Here is a 13731-nt window from a genome sequence, read left to right on the forward strand (position 1 = left end):
AGCCTAGTTTTGTATAAAACTCCGTGTAAACAGGTTTAGGGATACTCAATTGATCAAGGATCCGCTGCACCGAAGTGGCGGCTTGCTTTAGCAACTGAAACTCACCCTTTTTAAATAGTAAATGTTGAGTTTATCAAAAAGGTACGACTAATACAGGCAGTATCGATTTATGTAATGAACGTTAGTTTAATTGTTTTTTGAGCATTTCATCTAATTCTTCAAGCTTTAGCTCAGCATTTTTTAATTCTGAAGAAGAAGATAATTGATTTTGCTCAAGTTCTGCAGCAAATTGTAAAGCACTCATGGCTAATACATCTTGCTTATCCCTTACAGCATAATCTTGCTCGTATTTTTTGATAACTCCGTTTATTCTTTTAGCGGCTTTCCTTAATCCTTCTTCCTGTTCCGGTCTAATGGTTAATGGATAAACCCTGTCTGCAATCGATAATTTAATTTTTAGTTTATCTAAAGCCATTTCATTCTGCTAATTGAATAATACAAGTATCTATTTCCTTAATTAAGCTATTTATTTTAAGTTTTGTCTCTCTTTTATGCTCGGTACTGCCTAGCATTGCGTTGGCTGTTCTAAGTGTTTTGTTTTCTTGTTGTAATCTTTCTATTTCTGAATTTAATCCCGAAACAGATTCTGATGTTGAATGAAACTGGCTTTTTAAACGGTTATGCTCAACCTTCAGACTTTCATAATCTGAAATCAATTTTTTCAAATTGACTTCTAAAGATTCAACGCTTGATACCAATTTACTCATTTCCAACTTTCGCATTGCTTTAAAGCAAATTTAGCATCTATTAATGAATATGACAACCTACTTAGCATAAAATTCAAAATCAATTGTATTGTCGTTTCACAATCAAATTCCAAAACATGATTTAAATTTGCTCAAAAATCAAAAAATGTCTCCGGAAATTATTTATTATCTCATTATTGGTATTATTACTTTCAATTTCCTGCTTGACAGTTTTTTGGACTATCTAAATTATACAAGATTCGACGCAAAACCACCAGAAAGCCTTGAATATCTTTATGATACTTCAGAATATGTGAAATCTCAGAATTACAAAAAGGATAAATTCAAATTTGGCGTTGTTCAATCCACTTTTTCTTTGATGTTGATTCTTATATTTTTAAGTCTGGAAGGATTCCAAATTGTCAATTCTATTGCCAATCAATACGCTGATTATTCTATTCTTGTTTCACTACTTTTCTTTGGTATTTTATTCTTGGCGAGTGAACTTCTTAGCTTACCTTTTGATTACTACTTTACATTTACTATTGAAGAACGTTATGGTTTTAATACAACTTCTAAAGGTTTATTTTGGAAGGATAAACTAAAGTCATTTTTACTTACCATTGTCTTAGGGGGTGTTATTCTTGGATTAATTTTAGTTTTTTACAACTACGTTGGAACTGATTTCTGGTGGTACACTTGGATTTTTGTGGCGATTATTTCAGTATTGCTCAATATGTTTTACGCCAAACTTCTTGTTCCACTATTCAATAAACAAGCTCCTTTGGAAGATGGAAATTTGAGATCTAAAATCGAAAAATATGCTTCCAGAATGAATTTCAATTTAGAAAATGTTTTCGTGATCGATGGCTCTAAAAGAAGCAAAAAAGCTAATGCGTATTTCTCAGGCTTTGGTAAAGAAAAGAGAGTTACGCTTTTTGACACATTGATCAATGACTTAAATGATGAAGAAATTGTTGCCGTTTTAGCACATGAAGTCGGGCATTATAAAAAGAAACATATCATTGTAAATCTTTTTATTTCTATAGTTAATGTGGGTTTCACTTTATGGCTGCTTTCTTTGTTTGTAAGTGAACCTTTACTTGCACAGGCTCTAGGGGTTAATGAAACAAGTTTTCATGTTGGGTTGGTAGCATTTAGTTTCCTGTATGCACCAATTTCTTTGATAACTGGGATTTTCACAAATATTTTGTCACGCAAATTTGAATACCAGGCAGATAATTTTGCTAAATCTACTTTTTCTGGAGAATATCTAAGTTCAGCTTTAAAAAAATTATCAAAAAATAGCCTAAGTAATTTGACACCTCATCCAGCCTATGTATATTTTCATTTTTCTCATCCACCATTGATAGAAAGGTTGAGAAATCTGAAAAATAATTTGTAATTTCATTTAAATAAGAGATAAGATTATGGAGATCACCGATGCCTATCTAGAGCAGGAGAGCAAAGAAATTACAAAAGAATATAAAGAGCTTTTGCGCATCAGTTACAGAACCTTGACCAACAAGGACAAAAAGCTGATTCGTAAGGCTTTTGAAACTGCTGTAGAAGCGCATAAAGACCAGAGAAGAAAGTCCGGTGAAGCTTACATTTTCCATCCTATTGCAGTGGCCAAAATTGTGGCTTACGAGATTGGTTTGGATGCTACTTCGATTGCCTCGGCCTTACTTCATGATGTTGTGGAGGATACACGCTATACACTTTCAGATATTGAACAAATGTTTGGTGAAGTGGTTGCTAGAATTGTTGATGGACTCACTAAAATCTCAAGCCTTAAAAAAGACGGTGATATATCATTGCAAGCGGAGAATTTCAGGAAAATGCTGTTGACACTCAATGATGATATACGTGTAATCATCATCAAAATAGCAGATAGATTGCATAACATGCAAACGATGGATTCTATGCGTCCAGACAAACAGGTGAAAATCGCAAGCGAGACTTTATACATCTACGCACCACTGGCTCACCGTATAGGTCTTTACAACATCAAAACAGAGTTGGAAGATTTAAGTTTGAAATATACAGAGCCTGAAGTCTACAATGATATACTTGGAAAAATAAAAGAGAGCAAAGAAGAGCAGGATCAATACATTAAGGATTTTTCAAAGATTTTATCAACAGCCTTAGAAAAAGAGGATATTGATTTTGAAATAAAAGGTAGACCAAAATCAATTTATTCTATAAAAAAGAAAATTGTAAATCAAAATATATCATTTGATGAAATCTACGATAAGTTTGCCTTAAGAATTATTTACAAATCCAACCCTGAAAACGAGAAATTTTTAGCTTGGAAGATCTATTCAATTGTTACAGATTACTTTAGACCTAATCCTACGCGACTTCGGGACTGGATTTCTTCACCAAAGTCAACCGGGTATGAAGCCCTTCATATCACTGTGATGGGGCCAAAAGGAAAATGGGTTGAGGTGCAGATTCGTAGCGAACGAATGAATGAGATTGCAGAAAAAGGGTACGCTGCGCATTACAAATACAAGCACAAGAATGAGGCTCAAGACGACCAAGGCCTGGATTTATGGCTTAATAGACTGCAAGAGGCTTTAGAGAATAACGAGATGAATGCTGTTGACTTTGTAGAGCAGTTTAAACTGAATTTATATTCAAAAGAAATCTTTGTTTTTACTCCTCAGGGAGATTTAAAATCTTTACCCAAAGGAGCTACCGTTTTGGATTTTGCATTTTCTATTCATACAGACATTGGTTATCAAACGCGTGGAGCAAAAGTCAATGGTAAAATCGTAGCATTGAGCAGAGTGTTGAAGAGTGGTGACCAAGTTGAAATTATTACATCTTCTACTGCCAAACCTACCAAAAACTGGCTGGATTATGCCACAACAGCTAGAGCCAGGACCAAAATAAAATCAGCGCTTAGAGAGAAACGTAAACTTGTTGCTGCAGAAGGAAAAGAGATTTTAAGACGTAAACTGAAATCACAGCGAATAACTCTTAATGAAAGAACTGTGAATGAAATGGTGGTGTTTTTTAAACTGAAAACAAGCCTTGACTTATTTTACAGAGTTGGGATTGGTTCTATCGATAATAAACAAATTAAAGACTATGCATCATCAAGAAGTAATGCACTAGTTTCATTCTTCAAAAATAAAATTAGGCGTTCTCCTGCAAAAGACGCTGCTCAAGAAGACGAGGACGTAACGAGTAACTATGATCAACTTGTGTTTGGGGATGACGAACAAAAACTAGATTACAAATTGGCTGTATGTTGCAATCCAATTCCAGGTGATGAAGTTTTCGGATTTACTACCATAAAAGAAGGTATTAAAGTACACAAGAAAAATTGTCCTAATGCGATTCAACTTCAAAGTAATTATGCTTATCGAATTTTAAAAGCTAAATGGGTTGACTCTTCTCAGGAAGAATTTAGCGCAACTATAAGACTTACTGGTATAGATGATCTTGGTTTAGTAAGCATAATTACCAATGAAATTTCAAAAAACCTTCATGTTAATATATTGAGTATAGCCTTTTCTAGCAACGACGGTATTTTTGAAGGTAAACTGGTTGTTAAAGTTAAAAATAATTCAATATTGACAACACTTATAGAAAGATTGAAAAAAATCGATGGAATCGATAAGGTTAAGCGTGAATAAAAGTATATTTTTGTAACTATGGTAAATAAAAACAATTTAAAAAACGATTTAGCTGTTGTAAAAAATGTGTTTACAAAATTTTTAGAAAACAACGGACATCGTAAGACTCCAGAAAGATACGCTATACTCCAGGAAATTTACGAAAGTGATGATCACTTTGATATTGAGTCTCTTTATATCAAAATGAAGACGAAAAATTATCGGGTAAGTAGAGCTACATTATATAATACCATAGACTTACTCTTAGACTGTGGTTTGGTGAGAAAACATCAGTTTGGAAAAAATCAAGCTCAATATGAGAAATCCTATTTTGATAAACAACATGATCATGTCATCCTTACGGATACAGGTGAAGTCATTGAGTTTTGTGATCCAAGAATTGAGTCCATCAAAAAAACAATTGAAGAGGTGTTTGACATATCTATAGATCGACACTCATTATATTTTTACGGAACTAAAAACGAATCAAAGACAGACTAAAACATGGCAGTAGACTTACTACTTGGACTCCAGTGGGGAGATGAAGGCAAAGGAAAAATTGTTGATTATCTTACCAAAAATTATAACATTATAGCAAGATTTCAAGGCGGACCAAATGCAGGTCATACTTTGGAATTTGACGGCATAAAGCATGTTTTACATACCATTCCATCTGGTATTTTTCATAAAGAAGCAGTAAATGTGGTCGGAAATGGAGTGGTGATCGATCCGGTTATTTTTCAAAAAGAACTTAACGCATTGGCAAAGTTTAATCTTGATTTTAAAGAAACTTTACTGATTTCAAGAAAAGCTCATATTATTTTACCTACGCATAGACTCTTGGATGCCGCTTCAGAAACGTCTAAAGGCAAGGCAAAAATTGGTTCGACTTTAAAAGGTATTGGACCTACGTATATGGACAAAACAGGGCGTAACGGCATACGAATTGGTGATCTTGAATTTGATAATTGGAAAGAAAAATACCGTCAATTAGCCAATAAACATCAAGCGCTGATAGAATTTTATAACGTGGATGTTCAGTATAATTTAAAAGAGCTTGAACACGAATTTTTTGAGGCTATCGAATCTATAAAATCATTACAGTTTATTGATTCTGAAGAATACCTTCACCAGGCTCAAATAGATAATAAAACAATCTTAGCTGAAGGTGCTCAGGGATCTTTGCTCGACATTGATTTTGGAACTTATCCATTTGTCACTTCTTCAAACACAACAGCCGCGGGCGCTTGTACGGGTTTAGGGATTGCGCCTAACAAAATTAAAAATGTCTTCGGAATTTTCAAAGCATATACCACTCGAGTGGGAAGCGGGCCTTTTCCTACAGAGCTTTTTGATGAAGATGGTGCAAGAATGGCTAAAGTTGGTAATGAATTTGGAGCGACAACTGGTCGACCTAGACGTTGTGGCTGGTTGGATTTAGTAGCACTCAAATATGCCGTCCAAGTTAATGGAGTCACCGAATTGATGATGATGAAAGGCGATGTATTAAGCGGATTTAAAACTTTGAAAGTCTGCGTAGCTTACAAGTATAAGGGAGAGGAAATTCAACATTTACCTTATAACATTGAGGCTGAAAATCTGGAGCCTGTTTACAAAGAATTTAAAGGTTGGAAAGAAGATATATCAAAACATTCAGATTTTGATTCTTTACCACAAACCCTTAAAGACTACATCAAATTCATTGAAGACGAACTTCATGTACCGATAAAAATTGTTTCAGTTGGACCTGACAGAAAAGAAACGATTTTAAGATAAAGCTTACCATAAATTCATTTATTTAAAAGCCTCTAGACTCTAGAGGCTTTTTTTGTGTCTAATAATTTGATTCTAAAGCTTAACAATTTATTTGGGTTAGTTATGATACAAGCATAGGTTTCTTTAATTAAATTGTAATTTTTTAATATAAATCATAAATAATTATGACTAATTCAAATTTTTCAAAGATAGATTCTTTATTACATCAAACCACTTATCTGGATAATGGCAAGCTGGTGAAATGGGAAGGAAAAATGGATGAGGTACATTCTACCATCTCATCAACCGATGAATACAAGCCAACTTTGCTTGGTACAGTTCCTCATATGGATGAAAAGACAGCCTTAGATGTTCTAGATTCTGCCTTAAATGCATATGAATATGGAAAAGGTGAATGGCCTACAATGAAAGTGAAAGACAGAATTAAGTGCATGAGGAATTTTGTTGAATTGATGGAAACGAAAAGAGAAGAAGTTGTGAAACTTTTGATGTGGGAAATAGGTAAAACTTTACCAGACTCAGAAAAAGAATTTGACAGAACTGTAGATTATATATATGATACTATTGAAGATTACAAACAGCTTGATAGAGATAGCGATACCTTCCAAAAAGTTGGAGGTATTAACGCCCACATCAGAAGAGGACCTCTTGGAGTTGTTTTGTGTTTAGGACCTTACAACTATCCACTCAACGAAACTTTTGCTTTGCTTATCCCCGCTTTGATTATGGGAAATACAGCTGTATTTAAGCCTGCAAAACATGGAGTTCTGTTGCTGTCTCCCTTACTAGACGCCTTTCAGAAAAGTTTTCCTGCAGGAGTTATCAATGTGATTTATGGTAGAGGAAGAGAAGTGGCCGCTCCCATTATGAAAACTGGCAGAATAGATGTACTTGCTCTTATAGGAAATTCCAAATCTGCTATTGCTTTGCAGGATCAACATCCTTATAAAAACAGATTGCGATTAATCCTTGGTCTGGAAGCCAAAAATCCAGCGATTATTTTACCAAGTGCTGATTTAGACCTAGCTATTGATGAGTGTATCAATGGAACCTTATCCTATAATGGTCAGCGTTGTACAGCTCTAAAAATAGTATACGTACATGAAGATATTAGAGAAGAATTCAATAAACGATTTGCTAAACGTGTTGATGGATTGAAATTCGGTCAGCCATGGGAAGAGGGAGTGAAATTGACTCCATTACCAGAACCCGGAAAACCTGCTTATATAAAAGAATTAATAGATGATGCCAAAGAAAAAGGTGCAGAAATTCTTAATGCTAAAGGAGGAGAGACCTCTGAAAATTATATCTATCCTGCGGTTCTTTATCCAGTAACTGAGTCAATGCGTGTTTATCAGGAGGAACAATTTGGACCAGTAATTCCTGTAAAATCATTTAGTGATATACAAGACCTTTTAGGAGAAATGGCAAAATCGAATTATGGTCAGCAGGTCAGTTTATTTGGTGATAATGTAGATGCACTTGCTCCTCTGATTGACGTGTTAGTTAATTTGGTATGTCGAGTTAATTTAAATAGTTCATGCCAGCGAGGTCCTGATGTATTGCCTTTCACAGGACGTAAGGATTCTGCTGTAGGGACTTTAAGCGTACACGATGCTTTAAGATCCTTTTCCATACGGACCTTCGTAGCTTCCAAAGACAATCCTAAAAACAACGAGATTTTAAAGAAATTACTGAAAAGTAAAAAATCGAATTTTGTGAATACGGATTATTTGTTATAGAATAAAATATTGTACTAGCGAATTTTCGAAAGTTAAATGCTTCAATATTTTACTTTCGAAAATTTGCTTTTTATAACCATTAATGAGTTTTTTTATCACCGCTTACTATTTTTGAAATAATTCCTTTATGGCTTGTAAATTCAGCTATTATTACACCAGATAGATGTAAGACAATATATACCAGTAAATAATATATTGAAAGTTCATGAATTTCTTCTAAGGAGTTTTTCCAATCTTTAAAACCGAATTTAATGAGCAATCCAGTAGTTAAGGAAATAACAACTCCACAATAAAAAACAATATACACCCATCGTTGAAACTTTTGTTTTGCGTTTAGTCCTTTACTAAATGGATTTTGAATTTGCATTTCACCCCAAAACGGAAGTGCAAACCGAACTGCAAATAAACCAACCAATACGTAGCCCAAATAAACATGCCATTGCCACATGGGTTCTCTTATTTGTTTGGCTAAAACAATCAATTGGTCTTGAGGTAACTGTTGTCCATTTTCATTTAAAAAGGCACCAATTATTCCAGCAACATGCTCTTTTTCCATCCAGGTAGTTCTTAAAAAGATGGTGATCAGCAAGAGTATAAAGGATATGGCAATTGCCCAGTGTAGTATTCTGTAGGTGGTCGAGTACGTGTTATTTTTCATTTTCTTTCGTTTAAAACTTTGATTAAATCAACTTGAAGGCGACTTTTGTAACTCTTATCATCTTTAGAATTGAAAAAATTCAGATCAATATGTTCAATAGACTGTTTATCAATATGTTCTGGCAGATCATTTTTAAAACTTGAAAGTACAGAGCCTGGAACCAAAATCAGTGATTCAGATTTGAGAACTACATCAAAGTTAATGGGTTGAGATATTTTTCCAGATGCAAAAATTAATTCCGGAGACAATTCTTCATAATAATAGATAGGTAGGTTTTTTGCCTTCTGAGAAATTGTTTTTGAGTAAGATTTGTTTTTTTGTAAATAAACCACTCCATTCATCCCTATGCTAGTAATCAATATGATTATAAAGAAATAGTTCCATACTAAAGTCTTTAAATAACTTTTTGAAAATTGAAGTGTAGTATTGAAGCCAATAATCAAAGCAAAGGAGGCCATTGAGGTGTACCAAAGCCAAAATTGAAAAGAATGATTTATCACAAATGGTGGAGCCACAATTATCGCCAAGCAAACAATAAGGAGAATAGTTGCTAGTGTTTTATTGAATTTTAAGTTTTTTTCTTTAATGAAATAAAAAATGATTTGAACTGTATTTAAGGCCAGTGGAATCAAAACTGGCATCAAGTATCTGGATTTTTTTTCAGGAATGATTGACAGTAAAACCACTGCAGCTAAAGTCCAAATAATGGAAAACAGATAGAGTTTGTTGTTTTCTACTTTGTTTTTGAAGTAGGGATAAGCCAAACTTATGAGCGCTGGAATGGTCCAGATTCCCGTTTGAATAAAAAAGCTCCAATAGTAATAAAACGGTCTTACGTTATAGGAGGACCAATTGCTGGTTTCGGTTTCGGCTATTTCTAAAAAAGCAACGGGGTCTAATAGCCTAACATAAACATACCAACTCGCACCAAGTAAAAGTCCCAAACCAATATAGATAAAGTAATATCCTATTTTCTTTTTGAATTCAAATTTAAAAGTTACAGCATAAGCTATAATAAATGGCAACCAAAGCACATATAGACTCACTGGTCCTTTGCTTAAAATAGATGCTGCAAGCCACAAACCGCCAATTACTGCAGAATAGATTATTTTTTTTTCTTGAGTTACACGAACCAAATAATACAGTGAAAAAATCATAGCAACATGCGTAAACATATCAGATGGAGCTTCAAAACGTATCACTACATAATAAAACGAGGTTCCTAAAATTAAAGCAGCATATAAACTTTGGGTTTTCAAGTTGGATAAAGCGAAGCTGAGTTTATACACGCCAATTAATCCCATAGTTGAAAAAACAGATACAGGCAATCGATAAACCCATGTGCTTTGATTATCAAAAAGAGATACAAAAAAACTTGTTATCCAAGAGGGTAGAGGTGGTTTTTCATACCGTGCTATGCCATTCATAGTAGTAAGAAACCAGTTATTTTCTGTCAGCATTTCTCGTGCGACTATAAAATTTCTCGCTTCCATGATGGAAACAGGCAACACATCAAGATTGATATAAAACAATAAAATACTAGACAAGATCAAAGTTAGGTAGGGTCGATCTTCAATATAACTAATGAGCATGTCTTAAAATTTTTAAGTTTCTAATGTAAACGACAATTCCAAAAACGTGACCTGCAATAAGTACAGGGTCCGATCTTATTATGCCGTAGGTGAATATAAGGCTGGATCCTAAAAGACTAATTAGCCAAAATCCTTTAGGTAAGGATGAAAATTTTCTCTTTTCAGAATAGATCCATTGGTATATAAATCGAAAGGTGAAAAGCAGTTGTCCGGCGATTCCAAGAATTAATAACGGCTTTGAAATGGCTTGATTATTTAGGAGATTTGCTATATCCATTTGATGGTTATTGTAGTAATACCATACAATAAGAAATGGAAAAATGTAAAGAAATAAGCGACTTGGTTTTGGGAATTTATGCCACAAGCCTTCCAATTGAATATTCCTTATGTAGATAAAATAGGTAATGGATTGACCAAGCATAATGGAAAAGTCATTTCTAAAATAGCCGTACACAAATAACAAGAAAGAAGCGAAAAGACTCACCTGCCAGAAAAACTTGGGGGCAATAACTTTTTTGGCTTTCTCTGAGGATAACCATTGGTAAATGGTTCTACCAGAAAATAGCAACTGAGCCAGAAATCCTATGCTATAGATCATCCAATCGCTCATAGAGAAGTGTCTTGTACTTTGTAATTGATGTATTTTTTCTTCATCCAGAGATAAGCAAAACAGTCTGTGAGTGGACCGATAATTCTGTTGAACACCCCAAATTTTGCTGTTCCTGCAATTCTTGGATAATGTTTCACTGGAATTTGTTTTATGGTCCCACCTTGTAATAAAATCATAGCTGGTAAGAAACGATGCAAACCTTTAAACATGGGAATTTGCTTTGCCTTATCTGCTTTCATAATTTTTAGCGGACATCCTGTATCGTCCATTCCATCGTGAGTAAAAGCACGACGAATACCGTTAGCTATGCTAGAGCTCATATTTTTTATAAAAGAATCTTTACGATTCGCTCTCACTCCAGTGACTAAATCATAATCTTTTATTTCTTTCAGTAACAGATTGAAATCGTCGGGATCCGTCTGCAAATCAGAATCGATATAACCAATCAATTCTGTTTGAGTATGATCGATACCAGCTTTTATGGCAGCACTTAAGCCGTAGTTACGATCAAAATTAATGTGCTTAAAGTTGGAGTTGTTTCCGCATATCTCTTTTATGATTCTTAAACTACCATCTGTAGAGCCATCGTTTACAAATAAAACCTCAGTAGGAACAGATGCTATACGCATGAAGTTCTCCATCTCTTGTTTTACTCGTTCTAGGTTGTCCTCCTCATTATATACGGGAATGATGATGCAGAGATTTTTCATGCTTAATCTGTGTATTTATATACCATTGTATTTGTTTTGCGATTCCTTTTTCGAGAGATGTATCAGCTCTATAGTTAAATAACAACCTTGCTTTTTTTACCAAAGCTTGAGTAGATAACTGGTCACCTTCTCTTGGAGATAAAATTTTGAGATCAATATGTGTTTTGAGTTGATTTTCAACAGCTAGGATGCCATCTTTTGTAGTACGTTGTTCATGATTTCCAAGATTTACAATTTCTGTGTTGATGAGTTTGTAAGTTTTGGAAGCCTGGTAAATACCTTTTACAATATCTTCTACATAAGTAAAACTTCTTAAGTGTTCTTCACTACCCTCATAAAGTGGAAATTTTTTATTATGAATAGCACACTCTATCAACTTAGTAAATAACTTTTCGGGGCGTTCTCTGGGTCCAAAAACAGAATAAAGCCTAAGTGAACAGGCTTTTAATTTATCTTTTCTAGCCTCAGCAAGAACCAATTGCTCTGCAGCAAGTTTGGTGACCCCGTAGTATGATGTGGGCATCGGCGTTTGTTCTTCTGTACACGTAGCAAAACTTCCATAAACTGATGAGGTTCCAATATTGATGAACATCTTAAGTTCTTTCAGTTGGAGCGAAAAATCAACAAGTCGTTTGGTCGCCAGAAGGTTGTTTTTTAGATAAGAATCAAAACTTGAATTGGGATCTATACCTGGTTGTGCAGCAAGATGAATCACAAAATCAAAGTCTTTATCCAAAAGCTCGTAAGTGCTCTCTTCAGTAAGATCGGCTTCAATAATTTTAGCGCCTGCTTCATCTATGCTTTTTTGATTCTGTCTCTTTAGGGAGATCGGATAATAATCGCAAAAATTGTCTATGACGACGACCTCATGATTATTCTGAAGCAAAAATTCTGTTAAGTGAGAACCAATAAATCCAGCGCCTCCTGTTACTAAGTATTTCATTTGTCTAGTGTAAAATTAAATCCAAGTGAAAATATATTTGCAGTAAAATTCAGGTTTGTTCTTTCATATGCATTGAATTCAAAATCAATACTTTTCAGTCTGAGATAGCTTAAATTGAATTGGCCTAAAGGATCGTAATACTTAAAACCTAATCCATACTGATGAGCATCGTATGCGGCTAAATCATAGTCAGAAGTGTAAAATTCTGAAGTCGATAAGGCCTCATTATATAAGTAGAAGTCATCTGCTTTGGTTTGGGTATAAAATCGATACATAGGATAGAAAGTGAAGTTCGTTCCTATTTTAATAGGTACTTCTAGTTTTGCAGTATGCGAATTGATCCCCCAGTCATCTGTATAATATCTATAATAGCTTCGGATGATAAAATTTTCATTGATGTAAAAACTAGATCTATTGCCAATGGCAATTTTTGTTCGGGTGTCTGGTAATCTCTCCACATCGTTCGCCAGTTGAAAATTCTCTATAAAACTATCTTCAATATCTCCAAAATAAATACGTTGGTGAGGAGTAGATAACAAACCTTCCTGATAGACCACATCTGCTAAAAAAACAGTCTGAAGACGTTGTGATAAAATTTGAGATACATTGAAACCTAAACTATACGAATTTCGATTTAAGGTTTCAAAATTTGAAAAGGAGGTGTTGTAGGTCTGATTACCTACGATGGTATAATTATCTAAATTAAAATCTTTACTATCATCTTTGGCCAAGCTAGATTTCCCTATTCCATTGCGCAATTCAATAGGATACTGCGGGGACCATTGGTCCAGGTAAACATTGGCTTTTAGACCAATCTCCGTATTTTTTTCGTTGAATAATTTTGTAAGGCTTCCCCCAAATCCAATGGAGGAATAATCGTATTCATTGGCAAAAGACACATTTCCAGCCCAGATGAAATTTCTATCGTCTGAAGAATGGGTGTAAGAAACATTCGCATTGGTCCAGACGTCTTGTCTTGATGCACCCGAGGAAGCAACAAATGGATCGGCTGGCTGGTTGCCATCAAAAGGATCGATATTACTAGACGATGCCGAGGTGTAGGCAGATACATTGGCATCTATGGTCAAAACATCATCCTCATTCAAAGGAATCGAAACCACTATCGCCGAGGCAATATCTGTCAATTCCTCACTTCCCAACCCACCACTGACGGAGGCGTTATCACCATCCTGAGAATAATAGCTGGTCAGCAGTTTGACTTCGGTTTGATCGAGTACTTTCTTTTTGTAAACATTATCATCTTCCTGAGCCTGTAGGCTAGCAGCAAAGACGAATAAAAAGATAAATTTTATTGTTTTCATAAG

General features: G+C 34.6%; 13 protein-coding genes and 1 other RNA gene. 5 read left to right on the forward strand and 9 right to left on the reverse strand.

Annotated elements, in window-relative coordinates; genetic code table 11:
* Nucleotides 1-16 precede the first annotated feature (16 nt).
* From ssrS to LB449_RS03865, 3 genes are all read right to left on the reverse strand, one after another.
* Nucleotides 17-130: non-coding RNA, 6S RNA (gene ssrS / locus LB449_RS03855), on the reverse strand.
* Nucleotides 131-181: 51 nt separating this feature from the next.
* Complete coding sequence (locus LB449_RS03860) at nt 182-475, reverse strand: cell division protein ZapA (protein WP_224453754.1); 294 nt, start codon at nt 473-475, stop codon at nt 182-184.
* A gap of 1 nt (nt 476) precedes the next feature.
* Nucleotides 477-782 (reverse strand): hypothetical protein, encoded by a 306-nt coding sequence (locus tag LB449_RS03865; protein ID WP_224453755.1) that lies wholly within the window; start codon nt 780-782, stop codon nt 477-479.
* Nucleotides 783-912: 130 nt separating this feature from the next.
* On the opposite strand from LB449_RS03865, the gene LB449_RS03870 reads away from it, so the two are divergent.
* The 5 genes from LB449_RS03870 (at nt 913) to LB449_RS03890 (ending at nt 7893) form a co-directional block, all read left to right on the forward strand.
* Nucleotides 913-2151 carry a M48 family metallopeptidase gene (locus LB449_RS03870; protein ID WP_224453756.1) on the forward strand — a complete coding sequence of 413 codons (1239 nt, stop codon included), beginning with the start codon at nt 913-915 and terminating at the stop codon, nt 2149-2151.
* Between the two features lie 25 nt (nt 2152-2176).
* Nucleotides 2177-4396, forward strand: a complete 2220-nt coding sequence (locus LB449_RS03875; protein ID WP_224453757.1) for a RelA/SpoT family protein — start codon at nt 2177-2179, stop codon at nt 4394-4396.
* Between the two features lie 18 nt (nt 4397-4414).
* A complete protein-coding gene (locus tag LB449_RS03880; RefSeq protein ID WP_224453758.1) occupies nt 4415-4876 on the forward strand; it encodes a Fur family transcriptional regulator in 462 nt (153 codons plus the stop codon).
* Between the two features lie 3 nt (nt 4877-4879).
* Nucleotides 4880-6151, forward strand: a complete 1272-nt coding sequence (locus LB449_RS03885; protein WP_224453759.1) for an adenylosuccinate synthase — start codon at nt 4880-4882, stop codon at nt 6149-6151.
* A 164-nt stretch (nt 6152-6315) separates the two neighbouring features.
* The gene (locus tag LB449_RS03890; protein ID WP_224453760.1) at nt 6316-7893 is read left to right on the forward strand and encodes an NADP-dependent glyceraldehyde-3-phosphate dehydrogenase; all 1578 of its coding nucleotides are present in this window, start codon (nt 6316-6318) and stop codon (nt 7891-7893) included.
* 79 nt (nt 7894-7972) lie between these two features.
* On the opposite strand, the gene LB449_RS03895 is transcribed toward LB449_RS03890, so the two are convergent.
* From LB449_RS03895 to LB449_RS03920, 6 genes are read right to left on the reverse strand one after another with little or no spacing between them, the layout of a single operon-like run.
* Nucleotides 7973-8551, reverse strand: a complete 579-nt coding sequence (locus LB449_RS03895; protein WP_224453761.1) for a cytochrome b/b6 domain-containing protein — start codon at nt 8549-8551, stop codon at nt 7973-7975.
* Entirely contained in the window at nt 8548-10143 is a 1596-nt protein-coding gene (locus LB449_RS03900; RefSeq protein ID WP_224453762.1) for an ArnT family glycosyltransferase, read from the reverse strand. The genes LB449_RS03895 and LB449_RS03900 overlap by 4 nt, the downstream gene beginning before the upstream one ends.
* On the reverse strand, nt 10133-10753 hold the full coding sequence (locus tag LB449_RS03905) for a lipid-A-disaccharide synthase N-terminal domain-containing protein (RefSeq protein WP_224453763.1): 621 nt from the start codon (nt 10751-10753) through the stop codon (nt 10133-10135). Before LB449_RS03905 ends, LB449_RS03900 begins: the two co-directional genes overlap by 11 nt.
* Entirely contained in the window at nt 10750-11463 is a 714-nt protein-coding gene (locus LB449_RS03910) for a glycosyltransferase family 2 protein (RefSeq protein ID WP_224453764.1), read from the reverse strand. Before LB449_RS03910 ends, LB449_RS03905 begins: the two co-directional genes overlap by 4 nt.
* Nucleotides 11429-12406, reverse strand: a complete 978-nt coding sequence (locus LB449_RS03915; protein ID WP_224453765.1) for an NAD-dependent epimerase/dehydratase family protein — start codon at nt 12404-12406, stop codon at nt 11429-11431. Before LB449_RS03915 ends, LB449_RS03910 begins: the two co-directional genes overlap by 35 nt.
* On the reverse strand, nt 12403-13728 hold the full coding sequence (locus LB449_RS03920) for a DUF3570 domain-containing protein (RefSeq protein ID WP_224453766.1): 1326 nt from the start codon (nt 13726-13728) through the stop codon (nt 12403-12405). The genes LB449_RS03915 and LB449_RS03920 overlap by 4 nt, the downstream gene beginning before the upstream one ends.
* Between the last annotated feature and the right edge of the window lie 3 nt (nt 13729-13731).

Source organism: Psychroflexus lacisalsi (genome assembly GCF_020164495.1).
Taxonomy (GTDB): domain Bacteria; phylum Bacteroidota; class Bacteroidia; order Flavobacteriales; family Flavobacteriaceae; genus Psychroflexus; species Psychroflexus lacisalsi.